We start from the raw sequence: 21299 nt of genomic DNA, 5'->3' as shown, positions 1-21299 counted from the left end.
TTATTGTAATTTTGCAATTAAAAAATAGATCAGCGACAATGCAACAAAATAATACTACAACTTTCATTTTTCTAGCCATTCTTTTGCTTTTAATTGTGATCATTTGCTTTATGATTTATCAATTGGTACAAGCGAAAAAAGCAAAAGACGATGCCGAAAAAAGCTTTTATGCACTCGAAATGAAAGTAAATGATTTGCAGTTGGAAACTCTAGAATCCAAACTGAACCCGCATCTGTTTAAGAATATTTTAAATTCAATTCAGTCACACGCTTACCAAACTTATTTTGCTTTAGATAAACTGGCCAATGTTTTGGATTATATTTTATACGAAAGCAAAAAGAAATTTGTCACGGCAAAAGAAGAAATTGATTTTGCACTGAATTTAATTGAAATAAATAAAATCAAAATTAGTCCGCTTTTTGAGCTGAAAGTGAAAACGAATATCAATGAAGAAGACAAATTGTACGATCAGCCTTTGTTGGCGCCTTTAATTTCAATTGATTTAATTGAAAACGCTTTTAAACATGCCGATCTTCAAAGTGCAGATGCTTTTATTTCGGTTGTTTTTGAATTTAAAAACAATGCTTTTTCCATGACGGTTTCAAACAAAATCTCAGATAAAAAAGTACTGAAAAAAGAACGAGGAGGTATTGGTCATACAACACTTGAGCATCGTCTTCGCATTATTTATAAGAATAATTTCAAACTCGATAGGTTTATAGAAAACGATGTTTATATTGCCCATCTAAAAATTGATTTACTTGAATACAAAACTGAAATGCTTGCTTCTGGACGATGAACTTCCAGGATTGACTTACCTAAAAATGCTTTGCGAACAGATTCCAGAACTGGAAATCGTAAAAACTTTTAATAATCCTGAAAAGCTGTTGTCTGAAATTCCTGGTTTAGATTTTGATCTGCTGATTTCGGATATTGAAATGCCCGGAATTGACGGATTGCATCTGGCTGAAAAATTACAGGATAAATTGGTGATTTTTTGTACAGCGTATAAAGAATATGCGGCTGAAGCATTTAATATTGATGCTGTAGATTATATCACAAAGCCGGTAAAATTGGAGCGTTTACAGAAGGCAATCGGAAAAGCTTTGGAGCGTTTTGAAAAATCGAACTCCGATAAAAAATTCATTCAGCTTAATACTGACAAAGGAAAAACGCTGCTGTATTTTAATAAAATTCAATATATCACAACTGCTGCAAGCGATAGCCGAGACAAAGCGGTTTTGCTTACGGATGGAAGTTTTTTGAATTTGAAAAACGTAAAGTTTGATACCCTTTTAAATGAATTGCCGGATGCTGATTTCTGCCGAATCAATAAAAAAGAGATTGTGGCGGTAAAGGCAATCAAATTCTTTAATCATAATGAAATTGTTCTGCATCATTTAGACGAAAACAATAAAAATACAACTCTAATTCTAAGCGAAACCTATCGCGCCGATTTCTTAAAAAAGGTCAAAATCTAAAAACTTATTACAATTTTTTCCTGACTTGTTACATACGATTGAAATTAACAACTGAATTACTTTTTCACTAAATTCACAGTGCGGATATTTGTGGCAATTAAATCTAAAGAACGAGTTTATGAATAATATAAAGAACTCTGTATTTTATGTAACAGTTATTGGTGGTTTTACAGCGCTAATATATTGGGTGATTTCTAAAGGTGCCTCATTAGAAGTTGGGCGTAATATTGTAAAGAAAAGTGTAGAAAGCAATCATTGGAAAGACTTTCTTCATTCTATGATCGAAAATCTGCAGCATCCTTTGGCCATTTTATTGGCGCAGATTGTAACCATCATTTTAGTGGCTCGTTTGTTTGGATGGTTTTTTAGAAAAATCGGACAGCCGTCAGTAATTGGCGAAATGATTGCCGGAATTGTTTTAGGACCATCTTTGGTGGGAATGTATTTTCCAGAGTTTTCAGCCGCTTTATTTCCTGCAGCATCTTTAGGCAATCTGCAGTTTTTAAGCCAAATTGGTTTAATCCTTTTCATGTTTGTAATCGGAATGGAATTGGATTTGAAAGTCCTAAAAAATAAAGCGCACGATGCTGTTGTAATCAGTCACGCTAGTATTGTAATTCCGTTTGCTTTAGGTTTATCACTCGCTTTTTTTATTTATGAAACGTACGCGCCGTTGGGAGTTGAGTTTTCTTCTTTCGGATTATTTATGGGAATTGCCATGAGTATTACGGCATTCCCGGTTTTGGCTAGAATAGTTCAGGAACGCGGTATGCAGAAGACAAAATTAGGAACCATCGCGATTACTTGCGCAGCCGCAGACGATATTACAGCTTGGTGTATTCTGGCAGTTGTTATTGCAATTGTAAAAGCAGGTTCGCTTTCGAGTTCACTTTACGTAATCGGAATGGCAATTTTGTATGTTATTATCATGCTAAAAATTGTTCGTCCCTTCTTAAAAAGAGTAGGAGATTTAAATGCTACCCGCGAAAGTTTAAATAAACCTGTTGTTGCCATTTTCTTTATTACCCTTTTAATTTCTGCTTATGCCTCTGAGTTAATTGGAATTCACGCTTTGTTCGGCGCTTTTCTTGCTGGAGCAATTATGCCAGAAAACAACAAATTCAGAAACATATTTATTGAAAAAGTAGAAGACGTTGCCATTATTGTTTTATTGCCATTATTCTTTGTGTTTACAGGTTTGCGTACTCAAATCGGGTTGTTGAATGATCCTGAATTGTGGAAGATTACAGGTCTGATTATTTTAGTTGCAGTAGTTGGTAAATTCTTCGGAAGTGCTCTAGCAGCGAAATTTATGGGACAAAATTGGAAAGACAGTTTAGCCATTGGTGCTTTGATGAATACAAGAGGTTTAATGGAATTGGTAGTTTTAAATATCGGTTACGATCTTGGCGTATTATCAACAGAAATTTTTACGATGATGGTAATCATGGCATTGGTCACTACTTTTATGACGGGACCAGCTTTAGATTTTATCGGATTTATTTTTAAAGATAAAGAGACGGCTGTTCCAGAGGAAATTGGTAGCAAAAGCAAATACAAGATTTTGCTTTCGTTTGCAACTCCAGAAAAAGGTAAAAAACTGCTTAAAATTGCCAACAGTCTAGTAAAGAAGCAAACTGAGAATTCTGTTGTAACAGCAATGCATCTTTCTTTGAGTACAGAAGTGCATTCTTTTGATGTAAAGGAACATGAGAAGAAAATGCTCATTCCAGTTATCGAAGAATCAAATGCTTTGAATCAGGATGTGGTGAGTTTGTTTAAAGTTTCTAATGATATTGATTCGGATATTATTGATACCGCAAATCAGGGGGAATATGATTTATTGCTGGTTGGTTTAGGGCAATCTATTTTTGACGGAACTTTATTGGGGAAAATTCTAGGCTTTACCACCAGAATTGTGAATCCAGATCGTTTGATTGATAAGTTTACAGGAAAAGAAGGCTTGTTTGAAAATAATCCGTTTGATGAAAGAACACGTCATATCATTTTAAAATCTAAAATGCCTGTTGGGATTTTTATCGATAAAGATCTAGAGGAAGTCAATCAAGTTTTGATGCCTATTTTTAGTAAAGAAGATGCTTTCTTAATTGAATATGCTAAAAAACTAATCAATAATAACGGTTCTCAGATTACAGTTTTGGATGCTGGCGGAGAAGTGAAAAACACAAGAGAAATTCAAGAAACTATTCGTTCTATCGAGCAGATTGCTCCTAATCATATCATGATTATGAATGATCGAACATTAAAGAAAGAATTTTTGGAAAGTCAAGATTTAATGATTATCAGTTTAGACAGCTGGAAAAAATTGATCGAATCGCAAAGTATTTGGCTGAATAACTCACCATCGGTTTTGATTCTGAAACCATAATTTTCTGGAAATTCCAATTTTTTAAAATTTCAAATTCCTAATTACTGTTGGAGTTTGGGATTTTTCATTGATTTAGTAGAACTTTGTCAAAGTTTCAAACTTTGACAAAGTTTTTTACGTTCAAAATTGGAATTTGGAATTTGGAATTTCTTTATTGGAATTTAAAATTTTAAAGCCCAAGATCAAGCATATAAGAAATCTTAACCGCGATATTATCCTCAAACCTCATTAACTGATTTGGACCATATCTGTAGAATCCTCCTAAACCGATACCTTTAAAAATCCTGTTCAATTCTAATCCTGATTCAAAATAACCTTTATCTAGAGTTTTATAAGCTGGACCAACATGCTGTTCTGGATTTTCCATAGTTCCCCAAGCCATTCTAGTAACTAAAACCAATGACGGACGAACTTTTCTCATAATTCTAATTCGGTCAAAACCATGTTTAATTTGAAACATCAGATATTGGCTCGAGAAGAACTCGTTAAAATACATGGTTTCAAAGGCATTTCTTCCCGCAAAAGTGATACGTTGAATTACAGTTTCTTTTGTTAAGTTGTTAGGCGCAGTATTGTACAAATGTGTAATAGGAACATCGCCCATTGCATAACCCGCTTGTAAAAGCAAACCTGTTTTTTGACGGTTTAAATATTGTTTTTCGTATTCGGCCTTAAAATCTATTTTGCTAAAAGTAAAATCATTATCAAAAACATTCGGCAGGGATTGCGTATACTGCAAAGTAAATCTCGGAAATTTTTTATCACTTTCAGTTCGACCCGTCGGAGTTTGCATATAATTGCTAAAAGGCGCCCACACGATAGAAAGCATCGCGGTGGTCATAATATAGCTAGAATACAGTTTTCCGTTTAGGTTATAGAGATAATCAAATTTTGGCTCGATATTATTTCTTGAAAGTTCTAAAACAGCTTCCGTTTTCGGGATTAATTTGGTTTGCACATTGGCGCGCCAGCCTGTATATTCATAAAAAGTACTAATGTTAATCGGACGCGGGTCATAGATTTTGAAAACGCGTTTGTCAACTGCAAAAACCGTACTCGCAATTTCTCGAACATCATCAGCATAATAACCATTAAACCAAGTGTTGGTATGTTTGTCTAATAAAACGCCAGCGCCTCCGCTGTATTTAAAAACTCCATCTTTTGTTCCGTAAGCACCATAACCTTCTAAACGGAAGTTTTTCGATAAACGATCATTTGTAATACCTCCTACACCTAAGCGAAAACCTTCGTAGTTATTATAACTGATAATTTTTTTTAAATCCAAATCGATAGGACCAATCGGGTAGAAGCCATTTATGATTTTTCGGCCGATTCCTAGGCGTTTTTCAATTCGATTTCGAATAGAAAGGCTATCTAATAATAAATAGGTTTTTTGGCTCTTTAAATCGAGATTTTCTTTTCGATAAGCTTCCCAAAAGCTTTCGGGTTTCTTAGCGGCGTCATCTTTAATTTCGATATAGAGCGAAGGATTTTTTATCGGATTGTTGGTGTTCACACGAACATCAAAACTATTGCTTTCTGAAAGCAGATAGGTGAAATCTGAGGCCACTTTTTTTCTGGGTTCGAAATTCTCTTCTACATCTCCATCAAACTGAATGGTTCCGCCTAAGATTCGAATATCATCATCATTTTTCCCTTTTACGATTTTGAAAGTGGTATTGCTTTGAAACCAAATTTTTTCTTTTGGAATATATTCAAATTCATGAATGCCGCTGATGTCCAAAACACCTTTAATTCGCATTACAGCTTTCGCAATAGCAAAATTTTCTTTGTCAATATATAAAACTCCTTCCAATCCAGAAGCTCTGTGTTTTGACTTATTCTTGAAATAAATCATATACGTATCGCGGCCTCTGATACTAACAGTATCTAGGAGTTTGTAATTGTAATTGGAAGGGGCATTATTCGAAATCGGATTTTCGTATTTGGTTTCGAATAATTCATATTTCGAATCGTAAATCGAAATGGACTGAAGATTGAAAGCCAGAACCTCATAAATTGGCTGTTTGAAACCTGCGATTTTGGTTCCTAAAACAGTTTCTTTTAATTTATTGTTTCCAAATTGATATTGTGAGACTTTTTCAGTTTGAAATAAATGCTGTTTGCTTACGATTTCTTTAAACTTATAATCGGAAGAATCGATGTTGATGATTCTTTTGTTCAAATCTTTATACGCCGCTGAAGTATCTATACGCCCATCAATCGAATCGGGATTAGCAGTTACAATAAGTTTGTTGTAGGTTTTATATTCAAAACTATTGAGCTTTTTCTGCGGGTTGTTTGTTGTTTTATTGGCAATCACTTTTCTAATTATCATTAAAGCAGGATTTTCATTAGAAACTACAACTTCTTTTAGGTCATCTGTCTGTTGTAAAAGCGAAATAGAATAAAACGTTTTGTTGTTAATTAAGGCAATAGTTTTGGTTTTGAAACCAATATAAGAAGCTGTAAGTGATGTGGCTGAAGAACTAATTTTAAAAATAAATTTCCCATCAACATCGGTAATGGTGGTATTGTTTTCTGAGGTGGTAATGGTGGCAAACGGAAGAGGTTTGTTATTTGAATCGGTTACGATTCCGTTTATTTGAATTTGCGCCTGAAGAGTAAGCGTAAAAAACAAAGTCAAAAAACAAAATAGCTTCATACAGAATGATATAGTTTCAAAAACGAAAAGAATTTAATTTTCGTATGCAAAAATAGCAATAAAAAAATCCGTCTGGTACAATAAACCAAACGGATTTTTTATTTTATCTCAATCTCTGATTACACTTTCATGATTTCGGCTTCTTTTGCAGCCAATAACTCATCAATTTTTTTGATGTAAGCGTTTGTTAAGTTCTGAACTTCTTCTTCTGCAGATTTACAGATATCTTCTGAAGTTCCTTCTTTTTCTAATTTTTTGATGTCAGTATTCGCATCTTTACGAGAGTTACGAATACCAATTTTAGCATCTTCTGCCTCAGATTTTGCTTGTTTTGCCAAATCACGACGACGCTCTTCTGTCAATGGCGGTACGCTAATGATTACCATATCTCCATTGTTCATTGGATTGAAGCCAATGTTAGCGATCATGATTGCTTTTTCAATTGCTTGTAGCATATTTTTTTCAAATGGCTGCAATGTAATTGTTCTAGCATCTGGAACACTAATTTTAGATACTTGAGAAAGCGGTGTTTGAGAACCATAATAATCTACAAAAACACCTCCAAGCATAGCTGGAGAAGCTTTTCCTGCACGGATATTAAGAAATTCTTTCTCTAAGTGTGCAATAGTACCGTTCATTGATTCCTCAGTACTTTCTAAAATAAAGTCTATTTCTTCAGTCATTTTTTTTTGTTTTCAGTTTTCATTCTCAGTTTTCAGCAAAAAGTCGGCTTGCGACGGTAAACTGTTACTGACGACTATATATTTACTACAGTTCCGATGTTTTCGCCTGCGCAAATTTTCAATAGGTTTCCGATTTTATTCATATCAAAAACAACAATTGGCAATTTGTTTTCTTGGCTTAATGTAAAAGCAGTGGTATCCATTACATTTAATCCTTTTTTGATTACATCATCAAATGAGATAAAATCAAATTTTACTGCAGAAGCATTTTTCTCTGGATCAGAATCGTAAACACCGTCAACGCGAGTTCCTTTAAGGATAACATCGGCATTGATTTCGATACCTCTCAAAACTGCAGCTGTATCAGTTGTAAAATACGGGTTTCCAGTTCCGGCACCAAAAATTACAATTCTACCTTTTTCAAGGTGGCGATCTGCTCTTCTTTTAATGTATGGTTCTGCAATAGATTCCATTTTCAAAGCGGTCTGCAGACGCGTTTTCATCCCTTTATCTTCAAGAGCGCCTTGCAAAGCCATTCCGTTAATAACAGTTGCAAGCATTCCCATATAGTCACCTTGCACTCTGTCCATTCCTGAGCTTGCTCCGGCAACGCCTCTAAAAATATTTCCTCCTCCAATAACAATAGCAATTTCTACTCCTTTGTCGTGAATCTGCTTGATTTCATCTGCATACTCGCCTAATCTTTTCGGGTCAATACCGTATTGTAAATCACCCATTAGGGCTTCGCCGCTAAGTTTTAGAAGAATTCTTTTATATTTCATGTGTGTGTTGCGTTAATTTGTGCAAATATAGACATATTCTGATTTTTAAAAATAATGTTTGCAAAAAATTAATCGAACGTGTTGTTTTAGACTTTGAAAGCCTTTAAATGGAATTTGATTTTTACCGCAAAGGCACAAAGATTTGCGCAAAGAACGCAAAGATTTTAATCTCGCAAAGACGCAGAGTCGCAAAGAATATAAAAAACTTTGCGACTCTGCGCCTTTGCGAGCAATTTAAAAAACAAGTTCGCAAAGCTTTGTCAACACAAAGCTTTGCGAACTTTAATTATTGCATTTCTACAAAATTCTTAGCGTGCTTTGCGGTAAAAAAAAAACAATTTGAATTATTGAAATAATAATGACTTATTAAATGTGATAAATGTCATTTCTCCATCATTTCAAAAATTCGTATTTTTATTGTATCCTAAAAATGAAATAAATATGAAAAGCATCGTAGCCAAAGCATTATTCAATAGTCATTCTTATGCTGAATACAGAAAATTAGTAACCGATTTATTGACTGAAGGAAAATCAACAGGAAATGAGCAATCTGAAAGCCTTACCAATTACTCCAAATTGAATGAAGCCAGAATGAATAGGCTTGAAAAAACGATTGCTATTTCAGAAACGGTTTCAGATAAACTCCAAAATCTAGACAATCATTATATCTGGCTAGTACTTTCAGAAGGTTGGTGTGGAGATGCAGCGCAAATTCTTCCAATATTAAATAAAATGGCTTTAGCTTCAAACAAAAAAATCGATTTGAGAATTGCATTACGCGATGAGAACGACGATTTGATGAGTCATTTTTTAACTAATGGAGGAAGAGCAATTCCAAAAATAATCGTTATTTGTAAAGAAGCCGGAATTGTACGTGCCGATTGGGGGCCAAGACCAAAAGGTGCAACCGAATTAATGGAAAAACACAAGAGAGAGGTTGGGGCTATAGACGAAAAAATAAAAACGGATCTTCAGTTATGGTATTTAGCAGATAAAGGAATTTCAGTTCAAGAAGAACTGATCGAGATTATGGAAAATATTAAATATAATCGCCTTTAATCGGATTAATTTGCTGATAAACAGATTGTTTGTTAATAAAATTATCTTAAAGTCTTTTTGACTTCAATAGAATTTCGTAACTTAGTGATGCTAACCCACTTCTATTATAACTTTCAGATTTACTCTTTTTATTGGTGTTTATTTAATGTTTAACTATTAAAAAATACACTATTATGAAAAAGTTATTCGAAAGGTTTTATGATTTCTTTTCTAAATTTTTGTTTGGAGGAAAAAATGTGCCTCACTATTAAATCGAGATGAGTATGGAATAAAATTACTTTTCTTAAGAGCTTGGCACATTACTTTTTTGAACAATGTAATGTGCTTTTTTATTTCTAGCGATTTAAGTTTTCTTCAAATAATGTGATATCAATCGCATTTTTTACATCGTAATCGCCAATCTTAGTTCTACGCAAAACAGTTAAATGCGAACCAGAATTCATTGCTTTTCCGAAATCATAAGCAAGGGAACGAATATATGTTCCTTTAGAACAAACAACCCTAAAATCTATTTCTGGCAATGCAATTCTTGTAATTTCAAATTCATGAATGGTCGTTTTTCGGCTTGCAATTTCAATTGATTCTCCAGCGCGCGCATGTTCATACAAACGAACACCATCTTTTTTGATAGCAGAAAAAATTGGCGGTTTCTGATCGATTTCGCCTAAAAATTGTTTTACCGTTTCATGAATCAAAGCTTCATTAATATGATCGGTCGGGAAAGTCTGATCGATTTCGGTTTCTAAATCATAAGATGGAGTGGTAGCGCCAATATAAAACGTACCCGTATATTCCTTCGCCTGACCTTGAAGTTCTGCAATTCTTTTGGTGAATTTTCCAGTGCAGATCAATAAAAGACCTGTCGCTAATGGATCTAAAGTCCCTGCATGGCCAATCTTGAACTTTTTTGGAAGTCCAACTTTATTTATTAAAAGGTATTTTAATTTGTTGACAGCTTGAAATGAACTCCATTTTAAAGGTTTGTCAATCAATAAAACCTGACCTTCTAAATATTCTTCGGGTGTCATTATATAATAGTAAGCGGATGAATGAAAAAGTGAATCAGTAATAAAATGATTCCAGCAATGATTCGGTAATAACCAAAAACTTTGAAGCCGTTTTTAGTTAAAAATCCGATGAATGTTTTTATAGCTAAAAGAGCTACAGCAAAAGCAACAATATTTCCAATAACCAACATGTTTACTTGATCGTGAGACAATTCAAATCCTGCTTTGTAATAATCGTAGCATTTTTTTGCAGTTGCTCCCAACATCGTTGGAACGGCTAAGAAAAATGAAAATTCTGCAGCGGTAGTTCTAGATAATTTTTGAGACATTCCGCCAACGATACTAGCTCCGCTTCGAGAAACTCCAGGAATCATAGCAATACATTGAAATAAACCAATTTTAAAAGCTTGCAAATAGCTGATTTCTTGTGAAGTTTCAGCTGTATTTGGATTGTTAAACCATTCGTCCACTTTCAATAAAATAATTCCTCCAATTAAAAGCGAAACCGCAACTGTAATTGGATTTTCTAATAAGCCATCAATAAAATCGCTTAGTAATAATCCTAAAACAACCGCAGGAATGAAAGCTACAAGAAGTTTAAAGTAAAAATCAAAAGTTTGAAAGAAACGTTTGAAGTACAAAATTACAACCGAAAGTATCGCGCCAAGCTGAATTACAATGGTAAAAAGTTTAGTGAAATCGTCGTGTGCTATTCCGAAAAAGGAAGAGGCGATAATCATGTGACCTGTTGAAGAAACAGGCAAAAATTCTGTAATTCCTTCAATAATAGCAAGAACAATAGCTTGTAAAGTGTTCATTTAGAATGGTAGATTTAAGATTTTAGATTTCAGATTATCACCCTGAGCGATCCCGAAGCTTCGGGAGAAAGGCATTCCAATTGGAAATCTATAAACCTTATATTATTTAGATTTTTTGAATATAGAATAAATCGTGATTCCGAAACCGATTAAAACAGTTGTTGGAGCTAAACGAATACGTCTAAAGCTGAAAATGTCTTCGTTAAAAACATTCGGATCTGTACTTCCTCCACCAGACATTAAGATAAACCCAAGTGCAATAACCGCAATGCCGATTAAAAGGATTTTATAATTAATGCTGTCAAAAAGAAATTCTTGTTTTTGAACTTGTTGTTCTTCTTTATTATTTTTCATTTTTATTTTTTTATCCCCGAGCAAGTCGGTTATTTTGTCTGTTTTATCAGCCTGAGCGAAGTCGAAGGCTATTTCAATCTAAAATCTAAAATCAGCAATCTCAAATTAATAAAGATCGTCTGTTCGTAAATTCAAGAAACGTTGTGTTGCAAAATGTGTGCTTACCCAAGTAATTAAAACTCCTAATCCGAAAACCGCAACCAAAACTAAACCAGTTAAAGCCTTGTCTTCTAGAATTCCTAAACCAGGAAAATTAGTATCTACATAAAGTAAAAGTGCGATTAAAGCAACAATAGCCAAACCTGCACCAAGCATTCCCAGTTTTACACTTCGCATTACAAACGGTTTACGAATAAATGCTTTTGTAGCACCAACCATCTGCATGGTTTTGATGATAAAACGATTGGAATGTATCGATAAACGTAATGAGCTATTAATTAATAAAACCGCAATAACAGTCAAGAAACCGCTGATAATTAAAATCCACATACTCACTTTTCTAATATTGTCATTTACCAGATTTACCAATTGTTTGTCGTAAACAATATCTGAAATCATAGCATTTTTGCGAAAGTTGCTTTCGATCTTAACAATGCTGTCTCTTTCTACATAATCTGCTTTCAAGTGAATGTCGTATGAATTCAATAACGGATTTTCTCCCAAGAAGGTTAAGAAATCTTCTCCGATAATGTCTGTATGCTCTTTTGCCGCTTTTTCTTTGGTTACATAAACAAAAGATCTCGCAAAAGGCGCTCTTTTCAGTTCAGTGTTAAAGGCTTTGATAATACTATCATTTGCTTCATTTTTGAAGAAAACTGTCATGGCGATTTTTTCTTTAAAATCGTCGGCTAACTGTTTAGAATTAATAATGAATAATCCTAGTACTCCTAAAAGGAATAAAACCAAGAATACACTTAATACAACCGAAAAATAAGAGGAAATTAACCTGCGCTTTTGAAATTTATCAAAGTTAGAACTCATAGTCTGCTTAAATTATGTGGTAAAAATAATAAAGAATTTCTTTATTTAAAGTTAATAACAAACTTTTATACTATAAATGTACAATTCCATATTGAATAAAAGTTGTTATTTAACCGCAAAGTGCGCAAGGTTTTTTTAATTCTATAGTTTTATAATAAAGCAAAGTTCGCAAAGCTTGGTTATTATAAAGCTTTGCGAACTTTGCGTTTGGCAACATTTTGCTTAGAAGAAACCTTGTGCTCTTTGCGGTTAAACACTTGTTTTTTAAATTTTATTCGTTTCCCAAACTAGAGACAGATAATACAATCCGCCAATTGAAGGGCCTCCAAGAATTGATGTATAAGATTTATTTAAAATATTTGTTCCGCCCAATTTTGCTGAGATCCCTTTTTTGAAAGCATAATTTACCTGAGCGTCCATTGTCCAATAGGCAGGAACCGTTCCGCTAACCAAAAAAGAAACATAATCAAAATTGTTTTGATAACGCGCCGTGACACTCGCGCCTAGATTTTTCCAGATATTTTGAGCCATCAAAGTTCCGTTTACATTAAATTCTGGTGTGTTGAAACCGTCTTCTAAACCGTCTTTATCATCTGTTCGGTCTAATTTTGTGTAAGTAAGATTAGTTAAAGCGCTAAAAATGTTATCAAATCGATATCTTAAACCTAAACTTCCTCCGTAATTGTAAATTTTGCTTTTAGAATTGGTCCAAAGTCTATAACGGTTCTGCGTGTTTTTAGAATATAAAGAAGTCGGAATCAAGTTTGGATCTTGCGTATTCGGAATACTGGCTTCCACCTGAGCAATGAAATTTTTATAAGAGTTGTAATAGAAATCGGCATCAATAAAAAGGTTTTTGTTTAGTGCCAATCCTCTAAAACCAACTTCGAATGATTTTACAAATTCAGGTTCCAAATACGTGTACGGATTTTTCTGAATCGTGTTTTTATTTTTTTCAATAGCCTGTGCCTGAGTCAAACCAAGCGTATTGACATCACTGTTAACTTGTGCCTGAAATTTATCGATTGAAGCTTTGGTAAATGAATTTTCAAAAATGCCATCAGACATAATTCGTAAACCTCCAACACGTTTTACTCCACCTGAATTTACATTAGAGAATCCTTCAAAAATGCTTGGGAAACGATAACCTGTTTGATAGGAAGCTCTAAAGTTTAGGGTTTCTTTTGGCGAATAAACTGCTGTAAATTGAGGCGTAAATTTTGCATCAAAATAATCGGCTTTGTCCATTCTGACAGTTGCCCCTAAACGTAATTTATCAGAGAAAAAATCTTTTGTGATTTGCGTGAAAGCTCCAGTTTTTTGATACGTCAGATTTTCATCGGCATGGACTGGATTGATGAAATAATTTCCGTCGGGAACAATAATATAATTTCTGTAATCGACACCGCTCAACAATTTAGCGTCGATTTTTTCGAAGAAAGAAACAAAAGCCTTGTCCCAATTGATTAATCCTTCGCCGTGAACCAAAGTCGATTTTACACGCAGCGCCGCACCAATATCCCAATTATTGATGTTGATTAATTCTTTTTTCTTTTCTTCATAAGCTTCGGTTCCTGGCAAAAATCTTCCAGCATCAGATTGTGTTCTGGCCATTCTGTGTGCATCGGCAACGCTTGCTCCGCCTGCAACAGCATTTTTATAAGCCGTGCTATAATCTGCAAACCATTTATCATCCGATTTATAAGCGCGATCCATATTTTCTGCTAACGAACGCATGTTGTATGAGTCTCCCGTATTTTCAGTCGTGGCGTAAGCTCTAACCTGAAAAACGGGGCTATGATAATCTAATGCAAATTGATTTAAGGTATAATTATCTAATCGAAAACGGTTCGAGCGCTGATAGATAGTATTGATTAGCGCTGTTTTATAATTTACCACTAATTCATGTCCTTGTTTTGGTCGAAAATAAAGTCCAAGATCAGCTTTATAATTCTGAATTCCATAATCAGAAATATCCGTTTCACGGTAACCAGTTCTGGCAACGACATAATTTTTGCCATTAAGATTTAAGGTTTTTCGGTTCGCCGATTCATTTCCGTAACCGTTAACTTCGTCGTAAGCAGGATTATCAGCTCCAAATAAACCAGTCGATGCATTGGCGTTTGGTGCTAAATCAGTTCTGTCGTCTGCAACCCAATCTGTACCGCCCGTTGTCGAAGCATTTACTTTAAAAGCAAATTTTTCGCTTAGCTTTTGGGCAAATCTCATATTAAACTGAGAGTATATTTTTGGAGAAAACCGATCAACATTTCCAACATGATTGACACCTGTTAATTGCTGAATGGCGACGCCTTGATATTCAAAAGGATTTTTAGTCTGGATATTGGCTAAACCGTTAATGGCGTTCATTCCGTAAAGGGCTGCAGCCGTTCCTGGGATAATTTCGATTTTATCGATATCCAAATCATTCGCGCCAAGCGCATTGGCAATTGGAGCTCCCAGATGCGGAGCCTGATTGTCGATTCCGTCTACTAATTGTGCAAATCGTACGTTGGTTGAATTAGCAAAACCTCTCGTATTGATAACTTTAAAACCCAAACTTGGCGTAATAATTTGAACGCCTTTTACATTTTCAAGCGCTTCATAGATACTTGGGGATCCCATTGCTTTGGCCTCTGCCGATTTTAACTGCTCGATACTAATAGGAGAATGCATTAATTTTTCGGAACGACGAGAGGCTGTAATAACAATTTCGTTCAATTCTTCTTTTTTAATGCTGTCTCTGGTTTTGGTATTTTGGATTTGAGAAAAACTTTTAAGGCCTATAAAAACAAAAATTAAATACAGTTTTTGGTTCATGGTTTTGGTTGTTAATTTCAGTATGTTTTAAAATGAATACTGAGGGTTAAAAAAAAATGTTTTTGGTCTAATTTGTTTTTTTTTCAAATGATTTTTTTAGCTCCTGCAAGGTTTTCAAAGCCTTGTAGGTGTGTTTCCTATTATTTAAATACCTACAAGGTTTTGAAAACCTTGCAGGGAAACAAGAAATTAAAATTTCAGATTCTGAGTTTCTTTCTGAGCAAAATCTTTAATACGTTTTTCAACTTCATAAAAAACTTCGATAGCTCTTTCTCCAGCTTCGGTTAGTTTGGCACCGCCACCGCCTTTTCCCCCCAATAATTTTTCTACTAATGGTTTTTCTGCACGCTGATTCATTTCTTCAACCAACTGCCAAGCCTGACGATACGCCATTTTCATTTCTTTGGCAGCGTTCGTAATCGATCCTGTTTTTTTGATGTTTTCCAAAAGCCAGATTTTTCCAATTCCTAGAAAGGCGCCTTCAGCTTCTTCAATCCAAACTCGGACTTCAATCGAATATTTTTTGTTGCTGCTCATTTAATTTTTGCTTATTGGTAAAAGTAGCTATTTTATGTAAACCGATTCTCTCATGACAATGAAAGTTAAATTAAAAATAATTTAAAACTACGTAATAGTGATGCAAACATAAGTATTTTTACGTAATTAAAAATAAGTATTTTGCTATTTTATTTGTTTGTCAATGAAATAGCTTTGCTACAATGCGCAATAAATGTAAATTTGCGCGATAATTCATAAAGTGAGGAAACTTTGAGACTTTGTCACTTTGCAACTTTGAACCTTAGAAAATGAAATACAATCCAAACGAAATTGAAGCCAAATGGCAAAAATATTGGGCAGAAAATCAAACTTTTGCAGCAAAAAATAACTCCGAAAAACCGAAACATTATGTTCTCGACATGTTTCCTTATCCGTCAGGAGCAGGGTTACACGTGGGGCATCCGCTGGGTTATATTGCTTCAGATGTGTATTCTCGTTTTAAGAGACATCAAGGTTTTAATGTTTTGCATCCAATGGGATACGATAGTTTCGGATTACCAGCAGAACAATATGCAATTCAGACAGGTCAGCGTCCAGAAGATACAACTCGCGTAAACATTGATGGTGGAGTAGATAAAGAAGGAAAACAAATTGCTGGTTATAGAAAACAATTAGACAAAATTGGTTTTTCTTTTGACTGGGCTCGTGAAGTACGTACGTCAAATCCTGATTATTATAAACATACGCAGTGGATTTTTATCCAATTGTTCAATTCTTGGTACTGCAGAAAACAAGGAAAAGCATTTGATATTTCGGAGTTGGTAACTGTTTTTGAAGAAAGCGGAAATGCATTAGTTGAAGCAGTTTGTGATGATAATGTTACGATTTTTACTGCTGACGAATGGAATTCGTATTCTGAAGAACAAAAAGAAAAAATCCTTTTACAATACAGATTAACGTATTTGGCAGAAACAGAAGTAAACTGGTGTCCTGGATTAGGAACAGTTTTGGCAAATGACGAAATCGTAAACGGAGTTTCTGAGCGTGGAGGATTTCCAGTTATTCGTAAAAAAATGACACAATGGAGCATGCGAATTTCTGCTTATGCCGAACGTTTGCTTGATGGTTTAAATGATATTGATTGGAGTGAATCAATTAAAGAATCGCAAAGAAACTGGATCGGGAAATCGGTTGGTGCAATGGTTACTTTTAAAGTGAAAAATCACGATGAAGTAATTGATGTATTTACGACTAGACCTGATACTATTTTTGGAGTAACATTTATGACTTTGGCGCCAGAACATGATTTGGTTGCTAAAATTACAACTCCAGAACAAAAAGCCGAAATTGAAGACTATATCGAAAAAACGTCTAAACGTTCTGAGCGTGAGCGTATGGCTGATGTAAAAACAATTTCTGGTGCATTTACAGGAGCTTATGCTGAGCATCCGTTCACAAAAGAACCAATTCCGGTTTGGATTGGAGATTATGTTTTGGCAGGTTACGGAACAGGGGCAGTTATGGCGGTTCCTTGCGGTGACGAAAGAGATTACGCTTTTGCTAATTTCTTTAAAGGCCATAACGGAATGCAGGAAATAAAAAATATTTTTGCCAATGTTGATATTTCTGAAGCAGCTTACGGATCTAAAGACAACGTTGAAATCGCAAATTCTGATTTCTTAAACGGATTAAACTATAAAGAGGGAACTAAAAAAGCAATCGAAAAATTGGAAGAAATTGGTCAGGGAACTGGAAAAACCAATTACCGTTTGCGTGATGCTGTTTTCTCTCGTCAGCGTTATTGGGGCGAGCCATTCCCAGTTTATTATGTGAATGGACTTCCAAAAATGATTGATGCACAACACTTGCCAATTATTTTGCCAGAAGTAGAGAAATATTTACCAACTGAAGACGGATTGCCACCATTAGGAAACGCTGCAGTTTGGGCTTGGGATACAAAACAGAACAAAGTTGTTAATACAGATTTAGTTGACAATGTTTCGATTTTTCCTTTAGAACTAAACACAATGCCAGGATGGGCAGGAAGTTCATGGTATTGGATGCGTTATATGGATGCACACAATGAAAATGAATTTGCAAGTAAAGAAGCTTTAGCTTACTGGGAAAGTGTAGATTTGTATATTGGAGGAAGTGAACATGCGACAGGCCACTTATTGTATTCTCGTTTCTGGAATAAATTCTTGAAAGATAAAGGTTTGGCTCCAACTGAAGAACCATTCAAAAAACTGATTAATCAGGGAATGATTTTAGGGACTAGTGCTAAATTATTAATGGCAAATACTTTTGTTGTTAGTGATTCTTCTGGAAAATTTAAAGATGAAATAATTGAATTGCCAAAGGATATTATACATTCTCACAGAAGTAAAATCCAAATAGAAGATGAAAATTATTTTGAAGCTTTTAGAAAAAAAATAGTTTCACTTGCCCTTGATTCTAAATGGGTAGAATTATTTTCAAGTTTTGATACAATTGATTTTTCTCATTCTAGGCAATATAACATTCCTATTGATTATATAAATCAAAATTGGATAGTTAATATTGAAGAATTTAAAAAATGGGAAATGTTCGATTCTATTTTTGGAAAAGCGGAATTTATTGAAGGTTTTGATTTGCTTGCTGATTCGGAAGTTGAAAAAATGTCAAAATCAAAATACAATGTAGTTACGCCAGATGATATTTGTGCAGAATATGGAGCTGATACATTACGTTTATACGAAATGTTCTTAGGACCATTGGAGCAAGCAAAACCTTGGAATACAGCTGGTATTTCGGGAGTTTTTGGTTTCCTTAAAAAATTATGGAGATTGTATTTTGATGACAATGGATTAATCGTAAACAACGACGAACCAACAAAAGACAATTTGAAATCGTTACATAAAACAATCAAAAAAGTAGCAGAAGATATTGAGAATTTCTCTTTCAATACTTCAGTTTCTCAGTTTATGATTTGTGTAAACGAATTGTCTTCTCAAAATTGTCATTCAAGAGCGATTTTAGAGCCATTAGCCATTTTGGTTTCACCATACGCTCCACATATTGCTGAGGAATTATGGTCGCAATTAGGGCACACAACTTCAATTTCTAATGTTGCGTTCCCAATTTTTGAAGAAAAACATTTGGTTGAAACCAATAAAGAATATCCAGTTTCTTTCAACGGAAAAATGCGTTTCACCATCGAATTGCCTTTGGATTTAACTAAGGAACAAATCGAAGAGATCGTTATGAAAGATGAAAGAACGCAAAAACAATTAGATGGTAGAACACCAAATAAAGTAATTATCGTTCCAGGGAAAATAATTAACCTTGTGGGTTAATTATTTTTAAATTCCAAATAATATAAATCCCAAATTCCAATTTTTGTTGGAGTTTGGGATTTTTTTTGGCGTAGTTTTTTGCCACGAAATTCACTAATTTCCACAAATTATTACTCCCAAAAAAACCAAAGTTTTGTCATTTCGACGAAGGAGAAATCTCCGCAAGGAACTCCGCAATCTAAATCACCAATCTTTGTAGAGCTACTTGTGGCGATTTCTCCTTCGTCGAAATGACAAGTTTACGCGAGACTTTGTGACCTCGCGTCTTTGCAAGCAAAAAACTTGCGTTCTTTGCGTAAACCTTCGCGCACTTTGCGGTTAAATAACACAATCAGATATTGGAATTTGGAATTTCAATATTGGATTTCCCCTACAAACATTGAGATTTGGAATTTTTTTTATTGAAATTTTAAAATCCGTTGTAACATTTTAATAGTTGTCGTATCAAAAGCATGGATCCGATTTAATTAACAATTTAAAACTATTAAAAATGAAAAAGTATTTTATCTTAATGATTGCATTTTTATTCTCAGCTTTATGCTTAAATGTTTTCGGACAAACCAAACAATTCCCGTTTGAAGTTTTAAAAACGGGAAGTGGAAATCAATCTGTTATATTTATTCCTGGCTTTGCATCTTCAGGCGATGTCTGGAATGAAACCAGAGCTACATTTGAAAATAAATTTACTTGCTATACTCTCACAATGGCGGGTTTTGCAGGTAGAAAACCACAACCAAATGCTTCTTTTGAAAATTGGAAAAACGGAATTGCCAATTATATCAAAGATAGCAATATCGAAAAACCAATTTTAGTTGGTCATAGTATGGGGGGCGCACTTGCATTAGCAATAGCTGCCGATTATCCAGACTTGATTAGTAAAATTATAGTGGTAGATGCGCTTCCTTGTTTGGCAGCTATGACTGATCCTACTTTTAAATCGAAAATAAATAATGATTGTTCTTCGACTGTAAATCAAATGACAGGAATGAGCAATGATCAATTTTATGAGATGCAGAAAAAGACGATGCCAAGCCTTTTGGCCGATACATCAAAGCTTGATATGGTGGTAGATTGGAGTGTAAAATCGGACCGAAATACTTTTGGACAAATGTATTGCGACTTTTTCAATATTGATTTAAGAGAAAAAGTCTCGCAGATTAAGTGTCCGGCATTAATTCTATTAGAATCTTATTTTATAAATTTAAAACCAGCTATCGAGGGGCAGTATAAAAAATTAAAAACGGCTAATTTTCAATATGCTACAAGCGGTCTGCATTTTATTATGTACGATGACACCGCTTGGTATTTAGGACAATTAAGCACTTTTTTAAAATAGTAAAAATGGAATTTGAACAAATCTACAAAACGTATTGGGATCGAATTTTCAGGCTTTGCATGGGTTTCGTGAACGATTACGATGCAGCACAAGATCTGGCTCAGGAGACTTTCATAATTGTTTGGCAAAAGCTGGAAACTTTTAGAAACGAATCGTCTATTGGAACTTGGATTTTTAGAATTGCTTCTAATAATTGCTTGAGGCAAATTGAAAAACAAAAGCGTTTCCCGAAATCAGAGCTTCCCATTCATCTTTCAGAAGAAAAGCAGAATTCTATAGAACCTCAGATTCAATTTTTATATAAATGTATTGCTGAGCTTCCAGAAACCGATCGTATCATTATTTCGCTAGAATTAGAAGATATCAAACAAACAGAAATTGCTAAAATCGTCGGACTTTCTGAAGCCAATGTTAGAGTGAAAATTCACAGAATTAAAGAAAAACTGACTCAAAAATTTAAAGAAAATGAACAGCGATAATAATATAGATTTTAAAGATTTATGGAAAAAACAGTCCATAAGTGAGCCAGACATGAACGACCTGCTGGCACGATTAAGTAAATTTAAAAAAACGGCTTTGCGCTGTTTATGGTTAACTAATATTACGCTTTTGGCAACAAGCGTTCTTATAATTTTTATTTGGATATTTTTTCAGCCACAGTTTATTTCGACCAAAATCGGAATTGTACTTACCATTCTTGCGATGGTGGTTTATATGTTTGTTTATAATAAATTGTTGAGTGATTATAAAAATATCGATTCTACTCAGACTAATCAGGAATATCTTCAAAAACTGATTTTGATTAAAAAGAAACAGCAGTTTTTACAAACCAAAATGATGAGCTTTTACTTTATCGGACTTACACTCGGTGTTTGTTTGTATCTGTATGAATATGCGAGCAGATTAAGCCTTACAGGGGCAAGCCTGATGTACGGAATCACATTGTTCTGGATGCTTTTTAATTGGTTTTACCTTCGTCCAAAACAAGTTAAAAAGCAACAAGATAAAATAAATGGTCTTATTGAAAAGTTTGAGGAAATTAATCATCAATTGGAAATATAAAAAAGAAAAAGCTTCGCAGTTTTGCGAA

General features: G+C 34.3%; 17 protein-coding genes. 8 read left to right on the top strand and 9 right to left on the bottom strand.

Annotated elements, in window-relative coordinates:
• Positions 1-38 precede the first annotated feature (38 nt).
• The 3 genes from ABTV69_RS02910 to ABTV69_RS02900 all read left to right on the top strand — a co-directional run bounded on the left by ABTV69_RS02910 (position 39) and on the right by ABTV69_RS02900 (position 3871).
• A complete protein-coding gene (locus tag ABTV69_RS02910; RefSeq protein WP_433836660.1) occupies positions 39-800 on the top strand; it encodes a sensor histidine kinase in 762 nt (253 codons plus the stop codon).
• Positions 763-1482: a LytR/AlgR family response regulator transcription factor gene (locus tag ABTV69_RS02905; RefSeq protein ID WP_433834091.1), complete on the top strand. Its 720-nt coding sequence runs from the start codon at positions 763-765 to the stop codon at positions 1480-1482. The genes ABTV69_RS02910 and ABTV69_RS02905 overlap by 38 nt, the downstream gene beginning before the upstream one ends.
• Before the next feature lie 118 nt (positions 1483-1600).
• Positions 1601-3871, top strand: coding sequence for a cation:proton antiporter (locus ABTV69_RS02900; protein ID WP_433834089.1), 2271 nt, complete (start codon positions 1601-1603; stop codon positions 3869-3871).
• A gap of 169 nt (positions 3872-4040) precedes the next feature.
• Here the strand turns inward: ABTV69_RS02900 and ABTV69_RS02895 are convergent, their stop codons facing one another.
• The 3 genes from ABTV69_RS02895 to pyrH all read right to left on the bottom strand — a co-directional run bounded on the left by ABTV69_RS02895 (position 4041) and on the right by pyrH (position 8001).
• Complete coding sequence (locus ABTV69_RS02895; RefSeq protein WP_433834086.1) at positions 4041-6536, bottom strand: DUF5686 family protein; 2496 nt, start codon at positions 6534-6536, stop codon at positions 4041-4043.
• A 119-nt stretch (positions 6537-6655) separates the two neighbouring features.
• On the bottom strand, positions 6656-7219 hold the full coding sequence (gene frr, locus ABTV69_RS02890; protein ID WP_433834084.1) for a ribosome recycling factor: 564 nt from the start codon (positions 7217-7219) through the stop codon (positions 6656-6658).
• Between the two features lie 74 nt (positions 7220-7293).
• Entirely contained in the window at positions 7294-8001 is a 708-nt protein-coding gene (pyrH, locus tag ABTV69_RS02885; RefSeq protein ID WP_144217214.1) for a UMP kinase, read from the bottom strand.
• A 441-nt stretch (positions 8002-8442) separates the two neighbouring features.
• Between pyrH and ABTV69_RS02880 the strand changes: the two genes are divergently transcribed.
• Positions 8443-9060: a thioredoxin family protein gene (locus ABTV69_RS02880; RefSeq protein ID WP_433834082.1), complete on the top strand. Its 618-nt coding sequence runs from the start codon at positions 8443-8445 to the stop codon at positions 9058-9060.
• Between the two features lie 335 nt (positions 9061-9395).
• Here the strand turns inward: ABTV69_RS02880 and truB are convergent, their stop codons facing one another.
• The 6 genes from truB to ABTV69_RS02850 all read right to left on the bottom strand — a co-directional run bounded on the left by truB (position 9396) and on the right by ABTV69_RS02850 (position 15577).
• Positions 9396-10088 carry a tRNA pseudouridine(55) synthase TruB gene (truB, locus tag ABTV69_RS02875; protein ID WP_433834079.1) on the bottom strand — a complete coding sequence of 231 codons (693 nt, stop codon included), beginning with the start codon at positions 10086-10088 and terminating at the stop codon, positions 9396-9398.
• Positions 10088-10885, bottom strand: coding sequence for an undecaprenyl-diphosphate phosphatase (locus tag ABTV69_RS02870; protein ID WP_433834077.1), 798 nt, complete (start codon positions 10883-10885; stop codon positions 10088-10090). The genes truB and ABTV69_RS02870 overlap by 1 nt, the downstream gene beginning before the upstream one ends.
• Positions 10886-10987: 102 nt before the next feature.
• Positions 10988-11239, bottom strand: a complete 252-nt coding sequence (locus ABTV69_RS02865; RefSeq protein WP_433834075.1) for a DUF3098 domain-containing protein — start codon at positions 11237-11239, stop codon at positions 10988-10990.
• A gap of 105 nt (positions 11240-11344) precedes the next feature.
• On the bottom strand, positions 11345-12220 hold the full coding sequence (locus ABTV69_RS02860; protein WP_433834073.1) for a cell division protein FtsX: 876 nt from the start codon (positions 12218-12220) through the stop codon (positions 11345-11347).
• A 264-nt stretch (positions 12221-12484) separates the two neighbouring features.
• Positions 12485-15040 carry a TonB-dependent receptor gene (locus ABTV69_RS02855; protein WP_433834071.1) on the bottom strand — a complete coding sequence of 852 codons (2556 nt, stop codon included), beginning with the start codon at positions 15038-15040 and terminating at the stop codon, positions 12485-12487.
• 189 nt (positions 15041-15229) lie between these two features.
• Entirely contained in the window at positions 15230-15577 is a 348-nt protein-coding gene (locus tag ABTV69_RS02850; RefSeq protein WP_433834069.1) for a winged helix-turn-helix domain-containing protein, read from the bottom strand.
• A gap of 269 nt (positions 15578-15846) precedes the next feature.
• On the opposite strand from ABTV69_RS02850, the gene ABTV69_RS02845 reads away from it, so the two are divergent.
• The 4 genes from ABTV69_RS02845 (at position 15847) to ABTV69_RS02830 (ending at position 21271) form a co-directional block, all read left to right on the top strand.
• A complete protein-coding gene (locus tag ABTV69_RS02845; RefSeq protein WP_433834067.1) occupies positions 15847-18873 on the top strand; it encodes a leucine--tRNA ligase in 3027 nt (1008 codons plus the stop codon).
• 490 nt (positions 18874-19363) lie between these two features.
• Positions 19364-20209 (top strand): alpha/beta hydrolase, encoded by an 846-nt coding sequence (locus tag ABTV69_RS02840; RefSeq protein ID WP_433834065.1) that lies wholly within the window; start codon positions 19364-19366, stop codon positions 20207-20209.
• A gap of 5 nt (positions 20210-20214) precedes the next feature.
• Positions 20215-20688: an RNA polymerase sigma factor gene (locus tag ABTV69_RS02835; protein ID WP_433834063.1), complete on the top strand. Its 474-nt coding sequence runs from the start codon at positions 20215-20217 to the stop codon at positions 20686-20688.
• Positions 20675-21271 (top strand): hypothetical protein, encoded by a 597-nt coding sequence (locus ABTV69_RS02830; RefSeq protein WP_433834061.1) that lies wholly within the window; start codon positions 20675-20677, stop codon positions 21269-21271. The genes ABTV69_RS02835 and ABTV69_RS02830 overlap by 14 nt, the downstream gene beginning before the upstream one ends.
• Positions 21272-21299: the final 28 nt, after the last annotated feature.

The sequence above is a fragment of the Flavobacterium anhuiense genome, assembly GCF_050990855.1.
In the GTDB taxonomy this organism is placed as follows: domain Bacteria; phylum Bacteroidota; class Bacteroidia; order Flavobacteriales; family Flavobacteriaceae; genus Flavobacterium; species Flavobacterium anhuiense_C.
The sequence above is the reverse complement of the archived record's forward strand: the minus strand, read 5'-3'. Positions and strand labels throughout refer to the sequence as shown.

Excerpts from the sequence above, each read along its gene's own strand:
- ABTV69_RS02910 (WP_433836660.1), top strand. The coding sequence starts at position 39 with ATGCAACAAAATAATACTACAACTTTCATTTTTCTAGCCATTCTTTTG.
- ABTV69_RS02900 (WP_433834089.1), top strand. The coding sequence starts at position 1,601 with ATGAATAATATAAAGAACTCTGTATTTTATGTAACAGTTATTGGTGGT.
- ABTV69_RS02895 (WP_433834086.1), bottom strand. The coding sequence starts at position 6,536 with ATGAAGCTATTTTGTTTTTTGACTTTGTTTTTTACGCTTACTCTTCAG.
- frr (WP_433834084.1), bottom strand. The coding sequence starts at position 7,219 with ATGACTGAAGAAATAGACTTTATTTTAGAAAGTACTGAGGAATCAATG.
- pyrH (WP_144217214.1), bottom strand. The coding sequence starts at position 8,001 with ATGAAATATAAAAGAATTCTTCTAAAACTTAGCGGCGAAGCCCTAATG.
- ABTV69_RS02880 (WP_433834082.1), top strand. The coding sequence starts at position 8,443 with ATGAAAAGCATCGTAGCCAAAGCATTATTCAATAGTCATTCTTATGCT.
- truB (WP_433834079.1), bottom strand. The coding sequence starts at position 10,088 with ATGACACCCGAAGAATATTTAGAAGGTCAGGTTTTATTGATTGACAAA.
- ABTV69_RS02870 (WP_433834077.1), bottom strand. The coding sequence starts at position 10,885 with ATGAACACTTTACAAGCTATTGTTCTTGCTATTATTGAAGGAATTACA.
- ABTV69_RS02865 (WP_433834075.1), bottom strand. The coding sequence starts at position 11,239 with ATGAAAAATAATAAAGAAGAACAACAAGTTCAAAAACAAGAATTTCTT.
- ABTV69_RS02860 (WP_433834073.1), bottom strand. The coding sequence starts at position 12,220 with ATGAGTTCTAACTTTGATAAATTTCAAAAGCGCAGGTTAATTTCCTCT.
- ABTV69_RS02855 (WP_433834071.1), bottom strand. The coding sequence starts at position 15,040 with ATGAACCAAAAACTGTATTTAATTTTTGTTTTTATAGGCCTTAAAAGT.
- ABTV69_RS02850 (WP_433834069.1), bottom strand. The coding sequence starts at position 15,577 with ATGAGCAGCAACAAAAAATATTCGATTGAAGTCCGAGTTTGGATTGAA.
- ABTV69_RS02845 (WP_433834067.1), top strand. The coding sequence starts at position 15,847 with ATGAAATACAATCCAAACGAAATTGAAGCCAAATGGCAAAAATATTGG.
- ABTV69_RS02840 (WP_433834065.1), top strand. The coding sequence starts at position 19,364 with ATGAAAAAGTATTTTATCTTAATGATTGCATTTTTATTCTCAGCTTTA.
- ABTV69_RS02835 (WP_433834063.1), top strand. The coding sequence starts at position 20,215 with ATGGAATTTGAACAAATCTACAAAACGTATTGGGATCGAATTTTCAGG.
- ABTV69_RS02830 (WP_433834061.1), top strand. The coding sequence starts at position 20,675 with ATGAACAGCGATAATAATATAGATTTTAAAGATTTATGGAAAAAACAG.